The sequence below is a fragment of the Thalassospira sp. ABL2_045 genome (assembly GCF_056161285.1).
On the sequence record NZ_JBSWYV010000001.1, the window covers coordinates 829,627 to 850,954 of the forward strand.

The window sequence follows — 21,328 nt, forward strand, 5'->3', positions numbered from 1 at the left end:
ACTGCGTGCTGCCTTTTTTGTTTGCGGGCAGGGCCGGATGATCAGAACCGTTTGAGCAAGCGGTCGATATATTCCTGTTCGATCTGTGGGCGGTCCGGGTCGCCGGACCGACGGCGGAGTTCCTGCAAGATGCGCCAGGCGCGCTCAAGGGTGTTTACATCCGGGATGATGGTGGTGCCATTGCCGCCGACTGGTCGGCCGAGCGGGTCCCGGCGGCCCGATCCATCAAGATCTTCGAGCATCGGGGCCATCTGGCTTAGACCTTCGAGCGCGCGGCTGATCTCGCCAATGCCCTGTTGCAGGGCGTCCATGGCCTGGCGCTGGTATTGCAGCGCCTCGTGCGAGCGATTGTGTTCCAGCGCATCGGCAGCACCGCGCATGGCATCAATCACCGAATTCATGCCGCTGACATCGCCAAACTGACCAAGACCGGGATCGTTGAGAATTTGACCGGCATCATCGGCAAGCCCCTGTTGCTGGCTGGCGCGCGGGCCGTTGCCGTTTTGGGTGGAGGCATTATCCCCGTCATTCATCAGGTCCTGCTGACGGCGCGACAGATCACGCATACCATCAAGCATCTCGCGGAGCGTCGAGGTAATATCCATGCCGCCTTCGCCGGTGGTGACCTGCATGTTTTCGACAAGTTCACGCAGACGATCAATCAATTGCCGTGCCTGATCACGGGCACCCGCCCGCATCAGGGCGTCGATCTGATCAATGATGCGCGACAGGTCCTGTTGTTCCAGCGTCGCACTGGCGGCCGGTTGTTCTTCGGTTGCTTCGGGGCTTTCGCGCATCAGGGCGGCGAGATATTCATTGAGTGCCTGTCGGTATTCATCAATCAGTTGCGCGATTTCGCTTTCGGTGACGTCCGGGTTCGCCAGTGCTTCAAGCAGGCGTTCCTCGGCCTCCATCAGGTTGCGTTCGGCGATGCCGTATGAGCCACGCTCGATCTCCTCGGCAACGTGCCAGAGAAGGCCTGCGACATCCTGATGGGTGTCACGGTTATGCAGGTTGGCGGCCAGCCGGTTCTCGGCGACCGAAAGGGTCAGGAAAACGCCAAGATGGCCGTTAAAGGCCTGCGGGGCGAACAGGATCGGCAACAAGGCATTGTGCATCTCAAGAGCGCGGTCGGGATAGCGCAGCAAGCCACGTCGGATGGCAATCAGCTTTTGCGCCACCGGATGGCTGAATTCGCGTTCGGGCAGCATCAGGGATCGGATATCGCTTTCGCCGCGCTGATCGGCATTATCGCGCGAGACCATCTGAATATTGACTGGCAGGCCCGCCCAGGGATGGGCAACAAGGTCGACAAAGCGCGGGCCGTCGATGCGGGTCGGCATGGCGCCGGCACCCACAGTGCTGCCCGTGCCAGCCGCGTCGCCCTTAAGATCAATCACGACCTGCTCAATCGGGCCATATTGCTTGATCGTGCCATCTTCGGCCGCAGGCGTGATGACAAGATCAAGACTGGCGAGGCCGTAATCGTCACTGGCAACATAATCAAGACGGACGTGATCACGGCGGGTGACGGTGGGCGGGCTGACAAAGGACAGGCTGGGGACGTTATCGGCCAGAAGTTCGATATTCAGTGTCAGACGATCATTGCCCCAGACCGATATGCGCCACTGGCCGGGCTGATCGATGGCCGTCGAAAGCACATAGCTGTTTTCACCGCTTTCGGTGAAGGCCTGTTCACCGCCGGGCTTGGTCAGGGTCGGTTCCCAGATGCTCGATATGCTGCCATCCAAGGTCGAGCCCGCCGGGACCTGAACGGTCATGACATCACTGGTACGGGCCGATGTGCTGTCGGCATCTTCGTCCGTGCGGTTGGCCGCATCATCTGAGAGCGAACTGAATTGCAGGATGCGCGGGATTTGCCCGGTATAGGCCGGCGGGGTAACCCACAGGGTGGCGGTGAAGTCGGCAGCGCCAAGTCGTTGAAGCGGGCTAAAGGCCTTTGAAAAGCGTTCGGTGACATGATCCGTCCCGGTCATGAGGCCGACAAACAGCAGCAAGACCGGAATGGCGGTCAGGCCAAATCGGTCAACATGCGTAATGGTGGGCCGGGGACGCGATAGCCGGAGCTTGGCAAGTGCGGCTTCATGCAGGCCAAGCTGACGCTGCCAAAGAAGGCTGGTTAGCGGATCGTCGGTTTCGGGGATGTGATCTTCAAGGCTTTGCAGCGGGTTGTTATCAAGATGGTTGTCGATCTCGATCCGGTGCAGGACATCGCGCCGGGTCGGCATTTTGAAATTGCGCCAGGGCGCAACCACCGAAACCATGACTGCGACCGACAGGATCGACAGCAACATGATATGCCCGGTGGCAGGCAGAAGTTCGAACGCGCCGGTCAATGTCAGGCCAACCACCAGAAGCCCGATCGACAGGGCCGGGATCAGGCAGGGCCAAACAGATTCCCACACCATCACCATGCGCGTCTTGCGCACATGACGTTCCATCTCGGGATAGGGTGGTATCAACGACATGGGTTTGGTGGTCCCTGCTTGCCGACAGTGCGAGCATTGTAGCGCATATTCTAGAGCAATTTCCGTTTAGATCGAAACGTTTTGCCGGAGGCATTCTTCTGTCCTGCAAGGAAAGGATCGCCGAGCGTAGCGGTGCTACGGTCAAGACCCTTGACGCTGCGGGGCAGAAGAATGTCTCGGCCCGAAGGGTTCGGTTTGGCGATGTTTTGCGGCGTTACACCGCTTGAACGATGCCCCGCATCGCCCTTGCGCGCTGTGCCTTGCCAAACAGTGCGCCAAACACGAACAAAACGCTTCGATCTAAACGGAAACTGCTCTAGCACAACCCGCTTTTTTAAAGCTTGGGGTTTTGCGTGGTCGGGTCAAGCAGTTCGGGCGTTTGGCGCAAAATAAAAGGGCGGCTGGCTTGTGGCCAACCGCCCCGAAAGCAGGCCTGATACTTTGCCTTATGCGTTGCTCAGCCAAGAGGGCACCTGATCCATGTTGATCAGATCATCGATTTCCTGACGTGGGCGGACGATGGCGAAGTTGTTGCCTTTAACCAGCACTTCCGGCGTCAGGGCGCGGGTGTTGTAGGTTGAAGACATCACCGCGCCATAGGCCCCGGCTGACATCACAGCGACCAGATCACCGGCCTTGAGATCATCGGGAAGGTCGCGGTCCTTGCCAAACGTGTCGCCGGTTTCACAGACCGGGCCGACCACATCGACCTTGACCTGTTTGTCGTCTTCAGACTGTTCATCGACCGGGATGATTTCGTGATAGGCGCTGTAAAGCGTCGGGCGGATCAGGTCGTTCATCGCGGCATCGAGAATGACAAAGCGCTTGGCTTCGCCTTCCTTGATATACATGACGCGCGAAACCATGATCCCGGCATTGCCGGCAATCAGACGGCCGGGCTCAAGCGTGATGTGGCAACCAAGATGGCCGACGGTTTCACGCACCATCTGGCCATAGGCATCGGGCAGCGGCGGTGTTTCGCCCTGATAGGCAATACCAAGACCGCCACCGAGATCGAGATTGCGGATATCGATGCCCTCGGAGCGCAGCTGTTCGACGAGGTCGGCCAGACGCGTAAATGCCTCGCGGAACGGGGCAAGGTCGGTCAGCTGGGAGCCGATATGCATGGCGATGCCGGTGACTTCGATGCCGTCCATGGCGGCCGCGTCGCGATACACTTCAATCGCACGGGTCCAGTCGATGCCGAATTTGTTTTCGGCCTTGCCGGTTGCGATCTTTTCATGGGTTTTGGCATCAACATGCGGGTTCACGCGCAAGGCAATGCGGGCCTTTTTGCCCATGCTGATGGCAACGTCATTCAATTCGACCAGTTCGGGAATGCTTTCGACATTGATCTGGGCAATGTCGGCCTCAAGGGCTTCGCGCATTTCCGCATCGGCCTTGCCGACACCCGAAAAGATGATCTTTGCCGGATCCATGCCCGCACGCAGCGCGCGGCGCATTTCCCCAACCGACACCACGTCTGCACCCGCCCCAAGATTGGCAAGGGTCTTCAGAACCGCCTGGTTGGAGTTTGCCTTGACGGCAAAGCAGATGGTGGCGTCCAAGCCGTCGAATGCGTCGGCATAGACATTGTAGTGGCGTTCAAGGGTCGCGGTCGAATAGCAGAAGAACGGGGTGCCGACCTTGTCGGCCATTTCCCGGATCGAGACGCCTTCGGCGTAAAGTTCGCCGTTGATATATTCAAAATGGTTCATTGGGCCGGGTAATCCCTTGGATATTCGTAACCTTTGTCGGTCGGCGGTTCGAGCGGGCCTTTTTTGCCGCACGCCGCAACCGACAGTCCCAGCATGATGGCCAGCGTGACCACGGTGCCGCGTTTCAACAGGCTGTTGTTCATTTCAGAAACCTTTCCTTTGCGGCCGCAACGGATTCCTTCACACGCACCGGGGCTGTGCCACCAAAGCTTTGGCGGGCGGCAACCGATGCCTCGACGGTCAGGACGTCATAAACCGCATTGGTGATCTTGGGCTCGATCCCCTGCAGATCATCAAGGGACAGCTGATCAAGATCGCAGCCCTTGGTTTCGGCAAGTTTCACGGTCGCGCCAACAACATGGTGGGCATCGCGGAACGGCATGCCCAGTTCGGCAACCAGCCAATCGGCAAGGTCGGTCGCGGTGGTGTACCCCGCACCGGCAGCGGCGCGCATGTTATCGGCAAAGACTTTCATGTCGGCGATCATGCCGGTCATGGCGGCAACACACAGACCAAGATGGTCATGGGCCTCAAAGACCGGTTCCTTGTCTTCCTGCATGTCCTTGGAATAGGCCAGCGGCAGGCCCTTCATCGACAGCATCAAACCGTTATAGCAGCCAACAATGCGCCCGATTTTGGAGCGGATCAGCTCAGCCGCATCCGGGTTGCGTTTTTGCGGCATGATCGACGAGCCGGTCGAGAATTTGTCCGACATGCCGATAAAGCGGAACTGGGCAGAGCACCAGATGACCATTTCTTCGGCGAGACGCGACAGATGCATGGCGGCAATCGATGCGGCATTGAGATATTCAAGCGCAAAGTCACGATCCGAGACGGCATCTAGCGAGTTCGCCGTCGGGCGATCAAAGCCAAGCGCGCTTGCCGTCATGTGACGGTCAATCGGATAGGGCGTACCGGCAAGGGCGGCAGAGCCCAGCGGGTTTTCATTGATGCGCGTGCGGCAATCGGCAACGCGCCCGCGATCACGACCAAACATTTCGACATAGGCCAGAAGATGATGACCAAAGGTGACCGGCTGGGCTGCCTGCAGGTGGGTGAAGCCCGGCATGATGGTTTCAGCATGGGTTTCAGCCTGCGTGATCAGGGCGTCCTGAAGGCCCTTAAGGCCAGCTTCGAGATCGCCAAGTGCGACGTCACGGACCCAGAGTTTGAAGTCGGTCGCGACCTGATCATTGCGCGAGCGCGCGGTATGCAGGCGACCAGCCGCCGGGCCGATCAGTTCGCGCAGGCGGCTTTCAACGTTCATGTGGATGTCTTCAAGGGCAGCGGAAAACTTGAACTCGCCGCTCTCGATTTCTTGAAGAATCTGGTCTAGACCGTTGGTTATCTTTTCGCCATCTTCTGCAGGAATGATGTTCTGCTTGACCAGCATGGCGCAATGGGCCTTTGAGCCCTGAATGTCCTGGGCGTAAAGGCGTTTGTCAAAGCCGATGGAAGCATTGATTTCTTCCATGATGGCTGACGGGCCTGCTTCAAAGCGGCCGCCCCAAAGGGAGTTTGCGTTTTTCTGGTCAGTGGCGTTTTGGTCGGTCATCGTGATCCGCAGTCTTGGAAAGGTGGGTGTTGTGAAAGCATTGCTTCGTTACGTAAAACTTGGCGTGATTGTCGCCATCTCGGGCATTTATGCAACCCCTGCCTTTGCTGATACGCAATTCCCGCAAGAACTTTCAAAGATGGTCGTGCCATCGGACGGTGGTTCTTTGCCCGAAGATCTGGCGTTTGTCGATGAAAATGGCAATGAGGTCGCATTTAACAGCCTGAAAGGACAGGTTGTTCTGGTCAATCTGTGGGCGACCTGGTGTGTGCCATGTGTCAAGGAAATGCCCGATCTGGATCGCTTGGCTGTTGAAATGGCCGACAAGCCGTTTCGGGTTCTGGCCCTTAGTCAGGACCGCGGCGGGGCAGATGCCGTCAAAGAATTCTTTGATGAGAATGGAATCGAGAACCTTGATGTGGTTCTTGATCCGCGCGGGGCGCTTGCACGCAGCATGGGCGCACGTGGCCTTCCGACCAGTTTTGTTTATGATGCCAAGGGTGAACTGCGCGGCAAGCTTGAAGGCATTGCGCGCTGGGACGCGCCAGCGGTGATCAACTATTTCGATGCGTTGATTGATCAGACGTCCTGAGGATTTCGGGGTCGATTTCTAGGCCGTGCGGGTTTCAATCAGGTTCAGAACATCTTCAAGAAGCGGTGCGGCATCGGCCGCGCCATTGCTTGTCGTGGCAAGTGCGCCGGTCGCACAGGCAAAGCGCACAGCATCATCAAGGGCCTGCCCACCATGCAGGGCAACCGCGAGCCCGGCATTAAAGCAATCCCCGGCGCCGACCGTATCAATCGTGTCGACGTCAAAGCCCGGGACCATCCCGGTTTGCCCGTTTGATGAATAAAATGCTCCAGCACCGCCCATTTTGAGGATGACGGTTTCCGGGCCCATTTCATGGAGCTTGAGGCTGGCGGCACGCGCGGTGGCGCCGTCCACCGGTTCAATCCCGGTCAGGGCCAAGCATTCGCTTTGGTTCGGGGTGACGATATGGGTGAGTGCGAGCAGGTCCCGCATGACGACCAGATCGGCAACCGGGGCCGGGTCGAGCATGACCTTTGCATTGCCTTCACGGGCATATTTGATGGCGCAATCAATGGCGACCACCGGGCATTCCAACTGCAACAGCAAATAGTCGCAATCGCGCAGGTAACCCTGTTTTTCATAAAGGTCGGAACGGGTCATGGTCATGTTGGCGCCGCCAACCACCGTGATCATGTTTTCGCCCGCCTCATCAATCGAGATCAGGGCAATACCGGTTTGCGCTTCGTTGGCGACGATCAGATGGGTGGTATCCAGCCCCTCAGCGGCAAGCGTTTCAATCAGCTGGTTGCCCAGCATGTCATCACCGATTTTGGAGATGAAGACGGGATCAACCCCAAGCCGTGCAACCGCAAGCGCCTGGTTACAGCCCTTGCCGCCCGGCCCGGTTTTATAGCCCTGGGAGGATACGGTTTGTCCCTGTACTGGAAGCTTTGCCACACGGGCGGCGAAATCAAAGTTCGAGCTTCCAACCACTGCAATCGTCATGTCTGTCCTTGCTTGTAAATTAATGCCATTATTTTGATGTTGGCACCCGGGAGGGGGTTTAAAAGGCGCGACTGGAAAATTTCGCCAAGATCGCAAAATTTTCTTTAAAAACAGTCCTTTAACCTATCCCTTGGATGGGGAATAGTAGCCCTAATTCGGGGTGAATTCGTCTGAAAGGGCGGCGTAGATACGCTGGAACTTGGCAAAGCGGGGTTGATAGGCCTCGTGGTGGGCCAAATCGGGCTCCATCACTTCCTCGATCGACGGTTTGACGCAGACATCCGCAACCGCCTCGTTCGTCAGGGCCAGACGGGCGAGTCGGGCTGCACCAAAGGCCGGGCCCTTGGTTGCCCCTTCATAACGGGCAAGCGGTTTGCCAAGGATATCGGCGATCAGCTGAATCCAGTATCGGCTGCGTGCGCCGCCACCAATCACGCCCGGCAGATCGCAGTGGGTTCCGGCCTTATTCAGGCGGGACTTGGCGTCACTTAATGCAAAGCCGACCCCTTCCAGCACCGCCTGAACCATGGTTTCGCGGTCGGTATCGCTGCCCAGACCAAAGAACACACCACGGGCATGCGGATTGTTGTGCGGGGTGCGTTCGCCGTTGAGGTAGGGCAGGAACAGGACGTCCGAGGGGGCGTCGTGCTGTGCCTCGACCCGGTTGAGCAATGCGGTAATGTCGGCCTCGCCCAGAAGGTCGGCCGCCCATTTCAGGCAACTGGCGCCGTTTAGCAGAACCGCCATCTGGAACCAGTGGTTCGGGATGGCATGGGCAAAGCTGTGCAGGAGTTCTTCGGGCTTGGGACGGTATTTGTCCGAGGCGACAAAGATCTGTGACGAGGTGCCCAGCGAAATGAAGCCATCGCCATGGGAAACCGCTCCGACCCCAATGCCACCGGTTGCCGCATCACCGCCACCCCCGGCAATGATGACGTTGTTCCGCATACCCCAGCGGTCGGCCAGTGTTGCGCGCAGTGTGCCGGTAACGTCCGATCCCTCGACCAGATGCGGCAGTTGATCGCGGGTCAAGCCGCAGGCTTCGATCGCACTTTGGTTCCAGCTTCGGCTTTGTTCATCAAGCCACAGCGTGCCTGCGGCATCCGACATTTCAGTGGCCTTGTCACCTGACAGGCAAAAGCGGATGTAATCCTTGGGCAGCAGGATGGTTCTGATTTTGGCAAAGATGTCGGGTTCGTGTTTTTGCAGCCAGATCAGTTTTGGCGCGGTTATGCCCGACATGGTGGCGACACCCGCGCGTTGCCCAAGATCGGGCAGGGCGGCATCAAGTTCGGCGCATTCGCGGGTGGCGCGACCATCATTCCACAGGATCGCCGGGCGCAATGGCGTGTCATCGCTACCGAGCAATGTCGCGCCATGCATCTGGCCCGAAAGGCCAATGGCACGGGTCGCGGCAATGGCCGCGGGGTTTTGGCGCTGCAAGGTGTCGATGGCCTTCTGGGTGGCGTCCCACCAGTCGTACGGGTTCTGTTCGCTCCAAAACGGGTGGGGGTTCGATATGGACAAGGGGATATCGGCCTCGGCACGGGTTACCGAGTTTTCGTCAATCAGCAGTGCCTTGACTGCCGATGTGCCGACATCAATTCCGAGATACATTTTCGGACGGCCTCCTGAAACCGCTTTGATTTTTCCCTACATCGTGATTGTGCGGGTTTTAGTAGTCTCTATTCGAGATGCTTGTCGCGTTGATTGCAACAAAAAAAGCCGCTGCGGGGCAGCGGCTTTGATGTCTTGATGCCAATGACGACCAGCGATCCCTTAGCGGGTCGGGGTCGGTTCATCACCGCTATAGTCATAGAAACCACGGCCAGCCTTGCGGCCAAGCCATCCGGCTTCGACATATTTGACCAGAAGCGGGCACGGGCGATACTTGGTATCGGCCAGACCATCATGCAGGACATGCATGATCGACAGGCAGGTATCGAGACCAATAAAGTCGGCCAGCTGCAGCGGACCCATCGGATGGTTCGCACCCAGACGCATCGCGGTATCGATGGACTCGACGTTTCCGACACCTTCGTAAAGGGTGTAGATCGCCTCGTTGATCATTGGAAGCAGGATACGGTTGACGATAAAGGCCGGGAAGTCTTCGGCACTTGCCGTATTCTTGCCGAGCTTTTTGGTCAGTTCGTGAATGGTGCGATAGGTGGTTTCGTCCGTCGCAATACCGCGGATCAGTTCCACCAGCTTCATCAGCGGTACCGGGTTCATGAAGTGCATGCCCATGAACTTCGCCGGGCGGTCGGTATAGGACGCCAGACGGGTGACCGAGATTGATGACGTGTTGGTCGCGATGATCGCTTCCGGGCCAAGCACCGGGCACAGAGCCTTGAAGATCTGTTTTTTGATCTCTTCGTTCTCGGTGGCCGCTTCGATGACCAGATCACAGTCAGACAGGAAGGAATATTCCGTTCCGGTTGAGATCAGCTTCAGCGCAGAATCTTTTTGCGCTGCAGTAATAATCTCTTTTTTGACCTGGCGGTCCATGTTCTTTTCCATCACGACGATGGCCTTATCAAGGGCATCCTGCGAGATGTCGAGAATTCGGACGTCGTAGCCGGCAAGGGCGATCACATGTGCAATGCCATTGCCCATCTGACCGGCGCCGATTACGCCAATGGTTTTAATATCTTCTAGCGAAGCCATTTGTTCCCCACTCGTCCCCAAGGGTCAAAACAAGAGTATGCGCTGTTTTGACCCTAACGGGGATCAGATTATTTGTCGAGTTCGCTCGCCAGAGCGGGAAGGGCCTCGAACAGGTCACCGACAAGTCCGTAATCAGCGACCGAGAAGATCGGCGCTTCTTCGTCCTTGTTGATCGCGACAATGACCTTACTGTCCTTCATGCCGGCAAGGTGCTGAATAGCACCCGAAATGCCTACAGCAATGTATAGCTGCGGTGCAACAACTTTGCCGGTCTGGCCGACCTGCCAGTCGTTCGGGGCATAGCCCGCATCAACCGCAGCGCGAGAAGCGCCGATGGCAGCGCCGAGTTTGTCGGCAATCGGTTCGATCAGGTGGAAGTTTTCACCCGACCCCATGCCACGACCGCCAGAGATGACGATGCCAGCGGCGGTGAGTTCCGGACGCTCCGACTCGGTCAGTTCCTGACCAACGAAGGACGACTTGCCAGCATCAGCTGCCACAGAGACAGCTTCGACGGCAGCAGAACCGCCTTCGGCCGCAACCGCATCAAAGCCGGTGGTCCGGACAGTGATCAGTTTGAGGCTGTCAGATGACTGCACGGTCGCCATGGCGTTACCGGCATAGATCGGACGAACGAAGGTATCGGCATCGACAACGTCGGTGATGTCGGAAATCTGTGCGACATCTTTCTTGGCAGCGACGCGCGGCATGAAGTTTTTGCCCGACGAAGACGCCGGAACAAGAACGTGGCTGTAATCGCCTGCCAGTTCGCCAACCAGGCCTGCCATGTTTTCGGCCAGGAAGTGACCGTAGGCAGCGTTGTCTGCGAGGAGAACCTTGGAGACACCTTCGACCTTGGCAGCGGCGTCAGCAACGGCTTGGCAGCCTTCGCCCGCGACCAGAACGGTGATGTCGCCACCGATTTTCTGAGCAGCAGCAACGGTATTGAGCGTGCCACCCTTCAGTTCGGTATTGTCGTGTTCGGCAATAACAAGAATGCTCATTTGATTGATCCCCGCTTAGATTACTTTTGCTTCGTTGCGGAGCTTGTCGACAAGCTCTGCGACGTCGGCAACTTTGACACCTGCCTGACGTGCTTCCGGTTCGGAAACTTTCAGGGTTTTCAGGCGCGGCGCGGTATCAACACCAAGGTCGGCCGGGCTCATGGTGTCGAGCGGCTTTTTCTTGGCTTTCATGATGTTCGGCAGCGACGCGTAGCGCGGCTCGTTGAGGCGCAGGTCGGTGGTAACGATTGCCGGAAGATCAATCTTGATGGTTTCAAGACCACCGTCGATTTCACGCGTGACATCAAGCTTGCCGTCAGCAACGACAACCTTGGACGCGAAGGTGCCCTGCGGCCAATCCAGCAAAGCAGCCAGCATCTGGCCCGTCTGGTTGGCATCATCGTCAATTGCCTGTTTGCCGAGGATCACGAGATCCGGGCTTTCCTTGGCAACGACTTCTTTCAGGAGTTTTGCAACAGCCAGCGGCTGGAGTTCGTCCTCGGTTTCGACCAGAATGCCGCGATCGGCACCCATGGCAAGGGCGGTGCGCAGGGTCTCCTGGCACTGTTTAACGCCGAGCGAGACAGCAACCACTTCTGTGGCGGTGCCAGCTTCCTTGAGGCGGATGGCCTCTTCAACGGCGATTTCGTCAAACGGGTTCATGGACATCTTAACGTTGTTCAACTCAACGCCAGACTGGTCCTGTTTGACACGGATCTTGACGTTGTAATCCACAACGCGCTTAACGGCGACAAGAACCTTCATGACAGACCTGTTCGTTTTTGTTGTCGAAACTGCGGGCTTTGCCCCGGCCTGAGCCGAACGCAAGCGGACCCGCATGGTAATGTTTTCCCCGCGACGCACAATAGGTAGTGCTACGCAGGTTGTCAATTTACGTAAAGGTGTTGACGTTAACGACAACTTCTTCACGAAAATCTTGATGCCCTTCGCAGCCTTGATACGGCAAAAATCCGCAAGGGAACAAGGATTTTGTCCGATAAACTTGCTATCGGGTCGGATTATCGGGTTTTGCCAGGTTGCCAGAGCACATCATCCTTGCCGCCGTTATTGGCATGGCGGGCAAGGACAAACATGTGATCAGACAGGCGATTGATATAGCGAACGGCTTCCGAGTTGATCGTCTCGGTCCCGGCCAGCTCAACAATCAGGCGTTCGGCCCGGCGCGACACGGTGCGCGCGACATGGAGCTGTGCCGACAATGCGCTGCCGCCGGGCAGGACAAATGATTTCAGCGGATCGAGCGATGCGTTGATCTGATCGATCTCGGTTTCAAGGCGCTCGGTCTGGGTGGCGGTAATGCGCAGGGCGGGTTGTTCGGGATTGTCGTCGCTGCCGTCGCCCGGGGTGCAAAGATCGGCACCCAGATCGAAAAGGTCGTTCTGGATTCGCGCCAGCATGTCGTCCACGGCACCCTCGGCATGCAGGCGGGCGACACCGATCACGGCATTGGTTTCATCAACGGTGCCATAGGCATCCACGCGGACCGCGTTTTTGGGCACGCGCGTGCCATTGCCAAGGGCGGTTTTTCCCTTGTCACCGGATTTTGTATAGATACGAGTCAGTTGAACCATGTCGCGTCTGTAATCCTGATGTGTCTGTTTGGGGTTTGTTTAGGAGCCGACCGCCATCAGCGACAGGATGAAAAGCAGCAACAGGGCCAGGCCCTGTAAAAGGACGCGCATTTGCATCAGTTTGTTTTGTTTGCGCGCATCCTTGCCACGTGCCATCGAGACGATGCCCATGATCAGGACCCCGGCGACAGCAGCCATCGCAAGCAAAACACCAATCTGTAAAAAAGCAGCCATACCTGTTTCTTCCCTGTTTCCAGCCGACGGCGACATGCTGCGCCAAACGGAGGCAACAGGCAACCAGACGATGGCAATTTTGGCAATTAGTCGATGGTTTCGCTGTCGCCAAAGCTGCGACGGTCGATTTTGAATTTCTTGATACGTGAGGCCAGCGTGGTTGGTTTCGTTACGAGCAGCCTTATTCTGCACCAGACTGTGCGTGAATAATTTTCGCACATCGAGAGAGCGCAATGTCAAGCTCAACCCGAGATGCTGCCGCACTCAAGCTGATGCGTATGCCGGGATGAGCCTCGGCTCTTCTGGAAAAGGATGCGGAGGCGGCAACGCGAACACCTGCCGATTCAAACAGCTCAGCTGGTGCTCGCGTCGGGACGAATATGTGAGGTGAAGGTGGATTTCCCCGCAGATTGGGAAAATACGTCGTTGCGATACGATGTCTTCCTTCGATCTCAAGTCGCTGGTGGGTGATTTGCTCATTTACGCCGCCATTTTCGATCCACTGGATAGCAACCTCCATCATGAGCGGTGCCATGCTCCAGCTTGTCGCGTAGACCGATGAATTTAGTTTGTTGATCATCGGGCCTTTGCCCCAGATAAAGCCGGTTCGAAGTCCGGCGGCGACAGTTTTGGAAAGTGTTGAGACGAACAGGATTGACGCGTCAGATTGCAAAGAGGCCATTGGCGGGATATTTGCGAATGGTCCGTAAGCGTCGTCTTCTATGACGAGTGTGTCGGTGTCTGCAGCGGCTGTGAGTAAATTCCGTCGACGCGCCTCGGACCAGATTTTTCCCGTCGGATTGTGCAGCGTCGGAGACAATATTGCTGCATCAACGGAGGCATCGGATAAAGCTTTTGGGAGAACCCCGTCGTCGTCCATTTTCAAGTCGAAGGCTTTCATAGCGCGCCCTTGCGCCAACGCCATGACCCCTGAATAGGTTTGCTCTTCGGTGCCAAGGCGTCTGATGTCAAGAACATTGAGAATTGCAGCAAGTGCTGCCTGACCACCGGCCACCGGCACAACTTCTTCGGGGCGTGCCGCGACGCCACGCGTTTCCAGCCATCGAACCCCCGCGATTTGCAGCCGGTGAATAAGCTTCTGGGTCGCATATCCCCGCCAATCTGCGCCAGGCGTTCTGACGGCTTGCTCTATCGCGTTTGCAAACGCATCGCCTGGTGTCGTGACGGGAGTATTTACCGATAGGTCAATGATCTTCGTATCGTCCTTGCGGGATGCAAACATCTCGGCCGCTCTGCTGCGGCCAAGGACATACGTACCCCGACCGACTTCACCATGAATCAGGTGACGGCGCGATGCCTCGCGGTAGGCTTTTGTGACTGTCGAGGTATCAAGGCCCAGTCGCCAGGCAATATCACGGTGCGGCGGCAGCCGGTCACCCGTCTTCAGTTCGCCGGCCTCAATCGCACGTTCGATGGCCTCGGCCAATGCGAGGTAGCGCGATCCTGCGGGGTTAAGCGTCGGGGTCCATGTCATTATTATATGCCAGACAATGTTTTGATTGAGTCAGACAATTCTGGCAGTCAAGCTTAGGGCAAGCAAGTCCACGAAAAGGAAAATGACCGATATGCAGAATGCCTCAATGAAAAACACCGCCGCGCAGCCCTTGACTGTGGCGCTTATTGCGGCTTTTGCTGCGGTCGCAATCTGGGGTGCATCAGCCGCAGCGACCGCCGTTGCAGGCCGGGTTATTCCAGCGGAGCTGATCGGCGGGTTGCGTTCGGTGCTGGCGGGCATTGTCCTGTTGCCCTTGTTGGTGCGGTCTCGCGACCGACTTCCCAAGCAATGGTCAGAGAGGGGGGAGCTCTTTATCGGAGGATTGTGTGGCTTTATGGCCTATCCGCTGCTGCTTAGCATTGGTGTGTTGAAAACATCAGTGACGCATGCCTCTGTGATTTTGGCGTCCGCGCCGATATTTACGGGGTTGCTAAGTTTTCTCATAACCAACCGATGGCCCAAGGCGATCTGGTGGGCAGGAAGCGTTATTTCATTGGCGGGAATTGCATTGCTGATGAATGCGCGCGGTGCTGGCGCAACGACCGGACAATCGGCAACGCTTCTGGGCGATAGTATTGTGGTGATCTCAGTTCTGTTTGCCAGCGTCGGCTATGTGTATGGTGGGCGAAGTTCTGCGCGCATGGGACAGTGGCCGGCAACGGCTTGGTCGATTGCGGTGGGGGCTTTGGCCTTTGCGCCATTTACGATACCGCAGGCAATCGGTTTTGACTGGTCCACGGTGGGCATCTTTGAACTATCGGCATTGGTGTTTCTGGTTCTTTTCGTCACCATAATTGGCTATGCGCTTTGGTTCTTTGCCTTGGGTGAGGCTGGGGCCGAAGCCGTTGCGCCATTACAGTTTCTTCAGCCGGTTGTCGGCATTGCGATCGCCGTTTCTTTTCTGGGCGAGGTGCTTTCGCTCAGTGTCCTGATCTCTGCGGGGCTTATCATATTCGGCGTCTGGTTGACGCGCCGTTCATGATGAACGGACATCTTATTTGATCTGCTGTTTTTCCGGATACGTTATGGGCGCTGTTTCCCTTCGATTACGGGGTCTCATCTACTGCAAAGCTGCGACGGTCAATTTTGAATTTCTTGATACGCGATGCCAGCGTGGTTGGTTTGATATCCAGAAGGGCAGCCGCACCATTTTTGCCAAACACCTTGCCCTTGGTCATCGTCAGGGCATGAATGATGTTGTCATATTCGGTCTGGCGCAGTTCATCGCGGGTCAGAACGGCTTTTTGCGGTTTGCTTTCCGGGGTGGTTTCAGGTGTTGGTGAATTGCGGCTGTCGCGCCCTCCATGTTCGGGCAGGTCGAAATGCAGTTTGCCGTCATGGGCAAGGATGGCGGCCCGTTCGATGACGTTTTCCAGTTCGCGCGCATTCCCTGGCCAGCCGTAGTTTTGCAGTGTGCGGACCTGCCCCTTGGTCAGTGTCGGCTGGGCGATATTCAGGCGCTGGCAGATATTGCGTAGGAAGTGTGATGCCAGTGGCGGGATATCATCAGGCCGTTCACGCAACGGGCGGCATTCGATGGGGAAGACGTTAAGACGGAAATAAAGGTCTTCGCGAAAACGACCCAGCCGGACTTCTTCCTTGAGATCGCGGTTGGTGGCTGCAATCAGGCGGACATTGACCTCGCGGGTGCGTTCTTCGCCGATGCGCTCGAATTTCTGGTCTTGCAAAACACGCAACAACTTGCCTTGCAGTTCCAGCGGGATTTCCCCGACCTCATCCAAAAACAGTGTGCCGCCATCGGCCAGTTCAAACCGTCCGACACGGTCGCGAACCGCGCCGGTAAAGGCACCGCGGACATGGCCGAAAAACTCGCTTTCAAACAGTTCGTGCGGGATCGCGGCACAGTTCACACGCACCAGAACACGGTCAGATCGTGCACTTGCCTGATGGATCGCGCGTGCAATCAGTTCCTTGCCGGTCCCGGACTCGCCTGTGATCAGGACGTTGGCCTCGGTTGGGGCGACAAGGTCAATCTGTTTAAGCGCGCCCTGAATGGCATCGGACTGACCGATGATTTCGTGGTGGTTGTTGGTCGACAGGATTTCTTCCTGCAGATAGGCGTTTTCAAGCTCAAGCCGTTCACGGAGGCGATCGACCTCTGCCAAGGCTGCGTGCAGCTTTTCCTCGGCAATCTTACGTTCGGTGATGTCACGAAAGACAATCACCGCACCGATCACAAGCCCATGATCGCGGATCGGGGTGGAGGTATATTCCACGCGGATCGGTTTGCCGTCGTTGCGCCAGAAAACCTCGTCATCGACGCGCCGCACGATGCCTTCGCGAAAGGCGTTGTAAATCGGGCAGTGTTCGACGTGATACGGATCGCCATTGATGTGGGAATGGTGGATGATCGAATGGACTTCGCGACCAACCAGTTCCTCGGCCGTCCAGCCCAGCATGCGTTCGGCGGCCGGATTGACGAATGTCGTTACCCCATCGCTGTTGACCCCGTAAATGCCTTCGCCAGCAGCACCCAGGATCAGTTGGTTTTCACGTTCGATTTCGCGGAAAAACCGTTCGGCACGGCGCCATTCGGCAATGCCTTCGCGCAGGTAGTCATCGGCCTCGGAATCGACATCGCGGCGATGACGGGCATCAAGATCGGAAATCGTCACGGTCAGGTATTCCTGGCCCTCAAGCACAAGCGGACGTGCTTCGTGTTCGAGTTTCAGTTCGGTGCCGTCCGGGCGGGTCAGGTCCAGTCCACGGGTCCAGGCAAATCCGTGATAAAAGGCCGCCTCGCTAAACACCACCAGACTGGGTACCTGTCCTTTGTGCAGTGCACTCATAGAGGTCGCCAGAAGTTCTTCGATGCTGCGTCCCAGCAGGTTCGCGGCCGCCTGATTGGCAAAGACAATCCGGTCAGATTTTGGGTGAATCAACAAAGTTGGGTGCGTGTGTGCCAGTAATGCCTGCAAGTACAGGTTTTCGATCATCACCGGTATCGGATTGATTTCATTCAGTCCCATCAGCAACTCCTACGAAATTTCGTAATATTTGATACGATATTTCGTAAACTACGAATTTTCGTGATGGGCAAGCGTCGCACCCTCCCCGCCAAGAGTCCAGCATTTTCACCGAAAAATGACGCATTGCACAAAATGGCACGCTCGTTGCTGTAGGGACTGTGAACATCTGGTGCTGCCGATCAGGCGGCGTAACAACAACAGGGGGTGATCACATGTCAGTCAAAAGTCTGGGCAATCCATTTAGCGGCGATACCGATCTGCGGCACAGCAAGGGCTGTGGTTGTGAGGACTGTTCGTCAAAAACCGGACATACACATGCATCACACAAAGACCATGACCATGGCCTGAAACACGATCTGGCCAGCATGCCGGCGCACAGTGATATGGGCGATATGGACGCCAAATCACCGGAAACGAGCGAGGAAATCCTTGATCGTGCCATCGACAGTGCGATCGTGCGGTCGGTCTTTGGTCATAACGACATTTCGCGTCGGTCATTTGCCAAGATGGTCGGTGGTAGCACCATGATGGCTGCCCTTGCCTCGGTCCTGCCGATCGACAAGGTCAAGGCAGCGATCCTTGATGATCTGGGCACGCCGGAGAAATCCAAGCTTAATATCGGCTTCGTGCCGATTACCTGCGCAACACCGATCATCATGGCCCAGCCGATGGGCTTCTATGAGAAATACGGCCTTGATGTTGATGTCATCAAGACAGCCGGTTGGGCCGTGGCGCGCGACAAGTCGCTGAACAATGAATATGACGCGTCGCACATGCTGACGCCGATGCCGCTGGCGATTTCGATGGGGGCGGGGTCGACTGCAACGCCGTTCCTGATACCGGCTGTTGAAAACATCAATGGTCAGGCCATCGTTTTGCATAACGACCATCTGGACAAGCGCGATCCGAAAGACTGGAAAGGCTTCAAGTTCGGTGTGCCGTTTGAATATTCCATGCATAACTTCCTGCTGCGTTACTACGTGGCCGAGCATGGTCTGGACCCGGATAAAGACATCCAGATCCGTGTGGTTCCGCCGCCCGAGATGGTTGCAAACCTGCGTGCCGGTAACCTTGATGGCTATCTGTCGCCCGATCCGTTCAACCAGCGTGCTGTTTGGGAAAAGATCGGCTTCCTGCACACGCTGACTAAGGATATCTGGGAAGGTCATCCGTGCTGTGCATTTGCCTGTTCGAAAGCGTTCTCGGAAGAGCTTCCGAATACCTATGGCGCACTTTTGAAATCCATCGTCGATGCGACCCAGTACGCCGCCAAGCCCGAAAACCGCAAGGAAATCTCGTCGGCGATTGCGCCGGCCAACTATCTGAACCAGCCGGTTCCGGTGATTGAGCAGGTTCTGACCGGCCGTTATGCCGATGGTCTGGGCGAGGTCAAGAACGTTCCGGATCGCATCGATTTCGACCCGTTCCCATGGCACTCGATGGGTGTGTGGATCCTGACCCAGATGAAACGCTGGGGCTATATCGAGGGCGATGTCGATTACAAGAAAATTGCCGAAGAAGTCTATGTCGCGACCGATTGCGCCAAGGTGATGAAAGACCTTGGGTATGAAGCGCCGACCGAGACCTACAAAAGCTATACCATCATGGGCAAGACGTTCGATCCCGATCAGCCTGAAGCCTATGTCAACAGCTTTGCCATCGGCAAAGGGGTAAGCTGATATGCTGGCATCGCTCAATGCCAGAGCTTTGGTGTTGTCACTCGTGCTTCTGGCGGTCTTCCTCGGTCTTTGGGAGGCCGCCAGCCCAAAGCAGGAACTTGCTGGCGAACTTACAGAATATGAACTTCTGATGGGCGGGGCAGAGCCGAAAGCTGCTGTGCCGCCGCCGTCAGACGTGATCGCCAAGGCATGGGAAGAGCTCAGCAACCCGTTCTATGATGCCGGTCCCAACGACAAGGGGATCGGTATCCAGATCGGATATTCGCTTTATCGCGTTCTGAGCGGCTATTTCCTTGCGGCGGCCATTGCCATTCCGGTCGGGTTCCTGATCGGAATGTCACCCCTGATGTACAAGGCGCTTGATCCGTTTATTCAGGTCCTTCGCCCGATTTCCCCACTGGCTTGGATGCCTTTGGCGCTGTTTGTCATTCAGGACAGTCAGGCCTCGGCGATCTTTGTCATCTTTATCTGTTCGATATGGCCAATGTTGATCAATACCGCCTTTGGTGTGGCGGGGGTTCGATCAGACTGGGTCAATGTCGCGCGCACCCATGAACTGGGCGCGTTCAAAACCGCCTGGATCGTCATTCTTCCGGCAGCAGCTCCGACCATCCTGACCGGCATGCGGATTTCAATCGGCATTGCGTGGCTGGTGATCGTGGCCGCCGAGATGCTCGTGGGTGGGACCGGGATTGGCTACTACGTCTGGAACGAATGGAACAATCTTGATCTGACCAGCGTGGTGTTCTCGATCCTCATGATCGGTGTTGTCGGCATGTTGCTTGATACCGCCTTCGCCTACTGCGCACGTCTTGTGCAGTATCAGGAATAAGGAGACCTAATATGTCGACACCATTCCTGAGTTTGCAGAATCTGACCAAGCGTTTCAAAGCGCCCAAGGGCAATGATGCCCTGACGGTATTTGAAAACGTCAATCTGGGGATCGAAAAGGGCGAGTTCGTTTGCATTATTGGCCATTCCGGCTGTGGCAAATCGACCATCCTCAATATCCTTGCGGGTCTTGATGAACCGACCGAAGGTGCGGTCATCATGAATGGCAAGGAAGTCTCAGGCCCCAGCCTTGATCGCGGGATCGTGTTTCAGAACTATTCCCTGCTGCCATGGCTATCCGCGCTCAAGAACGTCACCTTTGCCGTTCAGGCGCGCTACAAATCCTGGAGCAAGAAGCAGGTTCAGGACCATTCCATGAAGTATCTGGAAATGGTCGGGCTGGCCGGTGGGGCGGAGCTTCGCAAGCCATCGCAACTGTCGGGCGGCATGCGTCAGCGTGTGTCGATCGCGCGTGCTTTTGCGATCCAGCCGGAATTGCTGCTGCTTGATGAGCCGTTCGGGGCGCTTGATGCCCTGACACGTGGCAGCATTCAGGATGAATTGATCCGGATCTGGTCGGGGTCGGATCAGACCGTCTTCATGATTACCCACGATGTGGATGAAGCCATCTTGTTGGCCGATCGCATTTTGCTGATGACCAACGGGCCCTATGCGCGCGTTGCCGAATCCGTTCAGGTCGATATCCCGCGCCCGCGCGAACGGGCCAACATCATCCATCATCCCGACTATTACGACATCCGAAACCACCTGGTCGAATTCCTTGCCACCCGGTCCAAAGAACTGGCCGGCAAGCAGGAAGACGGCGCCGTGGCCGAGCCATCCGTTGTGCGCTTTGGCGCACATGGGGTGATTTCGGATCAGAAAGACAACCGCAAACCGGCGACCAGCCGGGCGGAATAACCAAACGCACGTTGATTACTCAGAAGGAGAAAAGCTGTGAAAAAAACAGATGTCAAAGAAATGATCATCGAAGCCAAAAAGGCCAAAGGCCTTGGCTGGGAAGAAGTCGCAAGCAAGATCGGCATGTCGCCGGTCTGGACGACGTCTGTCTGTTTTGGCATGAATTCCGCGCCAAAGGACAAGGCCGATATGCTGGTCGCCCTGTTTGATCTGCCAGCCGAAGCATCGGCTGTGTTGCAGGAATGCCCGATGAAAATCTGGGATCAGGCCGTGCCGACCGATCCTGCGATTTATCGCCTGTATGAAGTGGTGGGTGTTTACGGTGAAACCATCAAGGAAATCATCCACGAGAAATTCGGCGATGGCATCATGAGTGCGATCGACTACGAAATGTATATCGAGCGCAAGGAAGATCCCAAGGGCGACCGCGTTGTCATTACCCTTGATGGTAAATTCCTGAAATACCGCGCCTGGTAAGCAAAACCACCCGGCACGAGCAGTCATGACAGAAGACGAAACCGGTCTGTTTCACGCAGGCCGGTTTTGCTTTTTTGGGGCGGGCGATCTAGGCAGCACCGGTCAGGAAACAATAAGT

At 56.6% G+C, this 21,328-nt stretch carries 19 protein-coding genes; 6 read left to right on the top strand and 13 right to left on the bottom strand.

From position 1 onward, the window contains the following. Nucleotides 1-41: 41 nt before the first annotated feature. The 4 genes from ACXAIA_RS03775 to argH all read right to left on the bottom strand — a co-directional run bounded on the left by ACXAIA_RS03775 (nt 42) and on the right by argH (nt 5,762). On the bottom strand, nt 42-2,489 hold the full coding sequence (locus ACXAIA_RS03775; protein ID WP_475348174.1) for a DUF4175 domain-containing protein: 2,448 nt from the start codon (nt 2,487-2,489) through the stop codon (nt 42-44). A gap of 446 nt (nt 2,490-2,935) precedes the next feature. After that, entirely contained in the window at nt 2,936-4,207 is a 1,272-nt protein-coding gene (lysA, locus tag ACXAIA_RS03780; RefSeq protein WP_475348175.1) for a diaminopimelate decarboxylase, read from the bottom strand. Then, entirely contained in the window at nt 4,204-4,350 is a 147-nt protein-coding gene (gene lptM / locus ACXAIA_RS03785) for an LPS translocon maturation chaperone LptM (RefSeq protein WP_181838522.1), read from the bottom strand. Before lptM ends, lysA begins: the two co-directional genes overlap by 4 nt. Next, nucleotides 4,347-5,762, bottom strand: coding sequence for an argininosuccinate lyase (argH, locus tag ACXAIA_RS03790; protein ID WP_475348176.1), 1,416 nt, complete (start codon nt 5,760-5,762; stop codon nt 4,347-4,349). The genes lptM and argH overlap by 4 nt, the downstream gene beginning before the upstream one ends. Nucleotides 5,763-5,793: 31 nt before the next feature. Here argH and ACXAIA_RS03795 point away from each other — a divergent pair, with 31 nt between their 5' ends. Then, the gene (locus ACXAIA_RS03795; RefSeq protein ID WP_475348177.1) at nt 5,794-6,354 is read left to right on the top strand and encodes a TlpA disulfide reductase family protein; all 561 of its coding nucleotides are present in this window, start codon (nt 5,794-5,796) and stop codon (nt 6,352-6,354) included. An 18-nt stretch (nt 6,355-6,372) separates the two neighbouring features. Here the strand turns inward: ACXAIA_RS03795 and ACXAIA_RS03800 are convergent, their stop codons facing one another. From ACXAIA_RS03800 to ACXAIA_RS03835, 8 genes are all read right to left on the bottom strand, one after another. Next, complete coding sequence (locus ACXAIA_RS03800) at nt 6,373-7,299, bottom strand: ribokinase (RefSeq protein ID WP_475348178.1); 927 nt, start codon at nt 7,297-7,299, stop codon at nt 6,373-6,375. A gap of 150 nt (nt 7,300-7,449) precedes the next feature. Beyond that, nucleotides 7,450-8,916 (bottom strand): xylulokinase, encoded by a 1,467-nt coding sequence (gene xylB / locus ACXAIA_RS03805; protein ID WP_475348179.1) that lies wholly within the window; start codon nt 8,914-8,916, stop codon nt 7,450-7,452. 162 nt (nt 8,917-9,078) lie between these two features. Next, nucleotides 9,079-9,966 carry a 3-hydroxybutyryl-CoA dehydrogenase gene (locus tag ACXAIA_RS03810; RefSeq protein WP_475348180.1) on the bottom strand — a complete coding sequence of 296 codons (888 nt, stop codon included), beginning with the start codon at nt 9,964-9,966 and terminating at the stop codon, nt 9,079-9,081. A gap of 68 nt (nt 9,967-10,034) precedes the next feature. Then, nucleotides 10,035-10,970: an electron transfer flavoprotein subunit alpha/FixB family protein gene (locus ACXAIA_RS03815; RefSeq protein ID WP_475348181.1), complete on the bottom strand. Its 936-nt coding sequence runs from the start codon at nt 10,968-10,970 to the stop codon at nt 10,035-10,037. 15 nt (nt 10,971-10,985) lie between these two features. Further along, complete coding sequence (locus tag ACXAIA_RS03820; RefSeq protein WP_167720998.1) at nt 10,986-11,735, bottom strand: electron transfer flavoprotein subunit beta/FixA family protein; 750 nt, start codon at nt 11,733-11,735, stop codon at nt 10,986-10,988. 254 nt (nt 11,736-11,989) lie between these two features. Next, entirely contained in the window at nt 11,990-12,562 is a 573-nt protein-coding gene (locus ACXAIA_RS03825; RefSeq protein WP_475348182.1) for a cob(I)yrinic acid a,c-diamide adenosyltransferase, read from the bottom strand. Nucleotides 12,563-12,601: 39 nt separating this feature from the next. Beyond that, nucleotides 12,602-12,988 carry a twin transmembrane helix small protein gene (locus ACXAIA_RS03830; protein WP_475348183.1) on the bottom strand — a complete coding sequence of 129 codons (387 nt, stop codon included), beginning with the start codon at nt 12,986-12,988 and terminating at the stop codon, nt 12,602-12,604. Continuing rightward, nucleotides 12,978-14,291, bottom strand: coding sequence for an aminotransferase-like domain-containing protein (locus tag ACXAIA_RS03835; RefSeq protein ID WP_475348184.1), 1,314 nt, complete (start codon nt 14,289-14,291; stop codon nt 12,978-12,980). Before ACXAIA_RS03835 ends, ACXAIA_RS03830 begins: the two co-directional genes overlap by 11 nt. Nucleotides 14,292-14,397: 106 nt before the next feature. Between ACXAIA_RS03835 and ACXAIA_RS03840 the strand changes: the two genes are divergently transcribed. Continuing rightward, nucleotides 14,398-15,294, top strand: coding sequence for a DMT family transporter (locus tag ACXAIA_RS03840; RefSeq protein WP_475348235.1), 897 nt, complete (start codon nt 14,398-14,400; stop codon nt 15,292-15,294). Between the two features lie 64 nt (nt 15,295-15,358). Here the strand turns inward: ACXAIA_RS03840 and ACXAIA_RS03845 are convergent, their stop codons facing one another. Beyond that, nucleotides 15,359-17,302 (bottom strand): sigma 54-interacting transcriptional regulator, encoded by a 1,944-nt coding sequence (locus tag ACXAIA_RS03845; RefSeq protein WP_475348185.1) that lies wholly within the window; start codon nt 17,300-17,302, stop codon nt 15,359-15,361. Nucleotides 17,303-17,514: 212 nt separating this feature from the next. On the opposite strand from ACXAIA_RS03845, the gene ACXAIA_RS03850 reads away from it, so the two are divergent. Genes ACXAIA_RS03850 through cynS form a run of 4 tightly spaced genes read left to right on the top strand, consistent with a single transcriptional unit; the run spans nt 17,515 to nt 21,210 of the window. Continuing rightward, on the top strand, nt 17,515-18,981 hold the full coding sequence (locus tag ACXAIA_RS03850) for a CmpA/NrtA family ABC transporter substrate-binding protein (RefSeq protein WP_475348186.1): 1,467 nt from the start codon (nt 17,515-17,517) through the stop codon (nt 18,979-18,981). A 1-nt stretch (nt 18,982) separates the two neighbouring features. Next, nucleotides 18,983-19,813 carry a nitrate ABC transporter permease gene (gene ntrB, locus ACXAIA_RS03855; protein ID WP_475348187.1) on the top strand — a complete coding sequence of 277 codons (831 nt, stop codon included), beginning with the start codon at nt 18,983-18,985 and terminating at the stop codon, nt 19,811-19,813. Between the two features lie 11 nt (nt 19,814-19,824). Continuing rightward, a complete protein-coding gene (locus tag ACXAIA_RS03860; protein ID WP_475348188.1) occupies nt 19,825-20,733 on the top strand; it encodes an ABC transporter ATP-binding protein in 909 nt (302 codons plus the stop codon). Between the two features lie 36 nt (nt 20,734-20,769). Then, nucleotides 20,770-21,210, top strand: a complete 441-nt coding sequence (gene cynS, locus ACXAIA_RS03865; protein ID WP_475348189.1) for a cyanase — start codon at nt 20,770-20,772, stop codon at nt 21,208-21,210. The last annotated feature ends 118 nt before the right edge of the window (nt 21,211-21,328 follow it).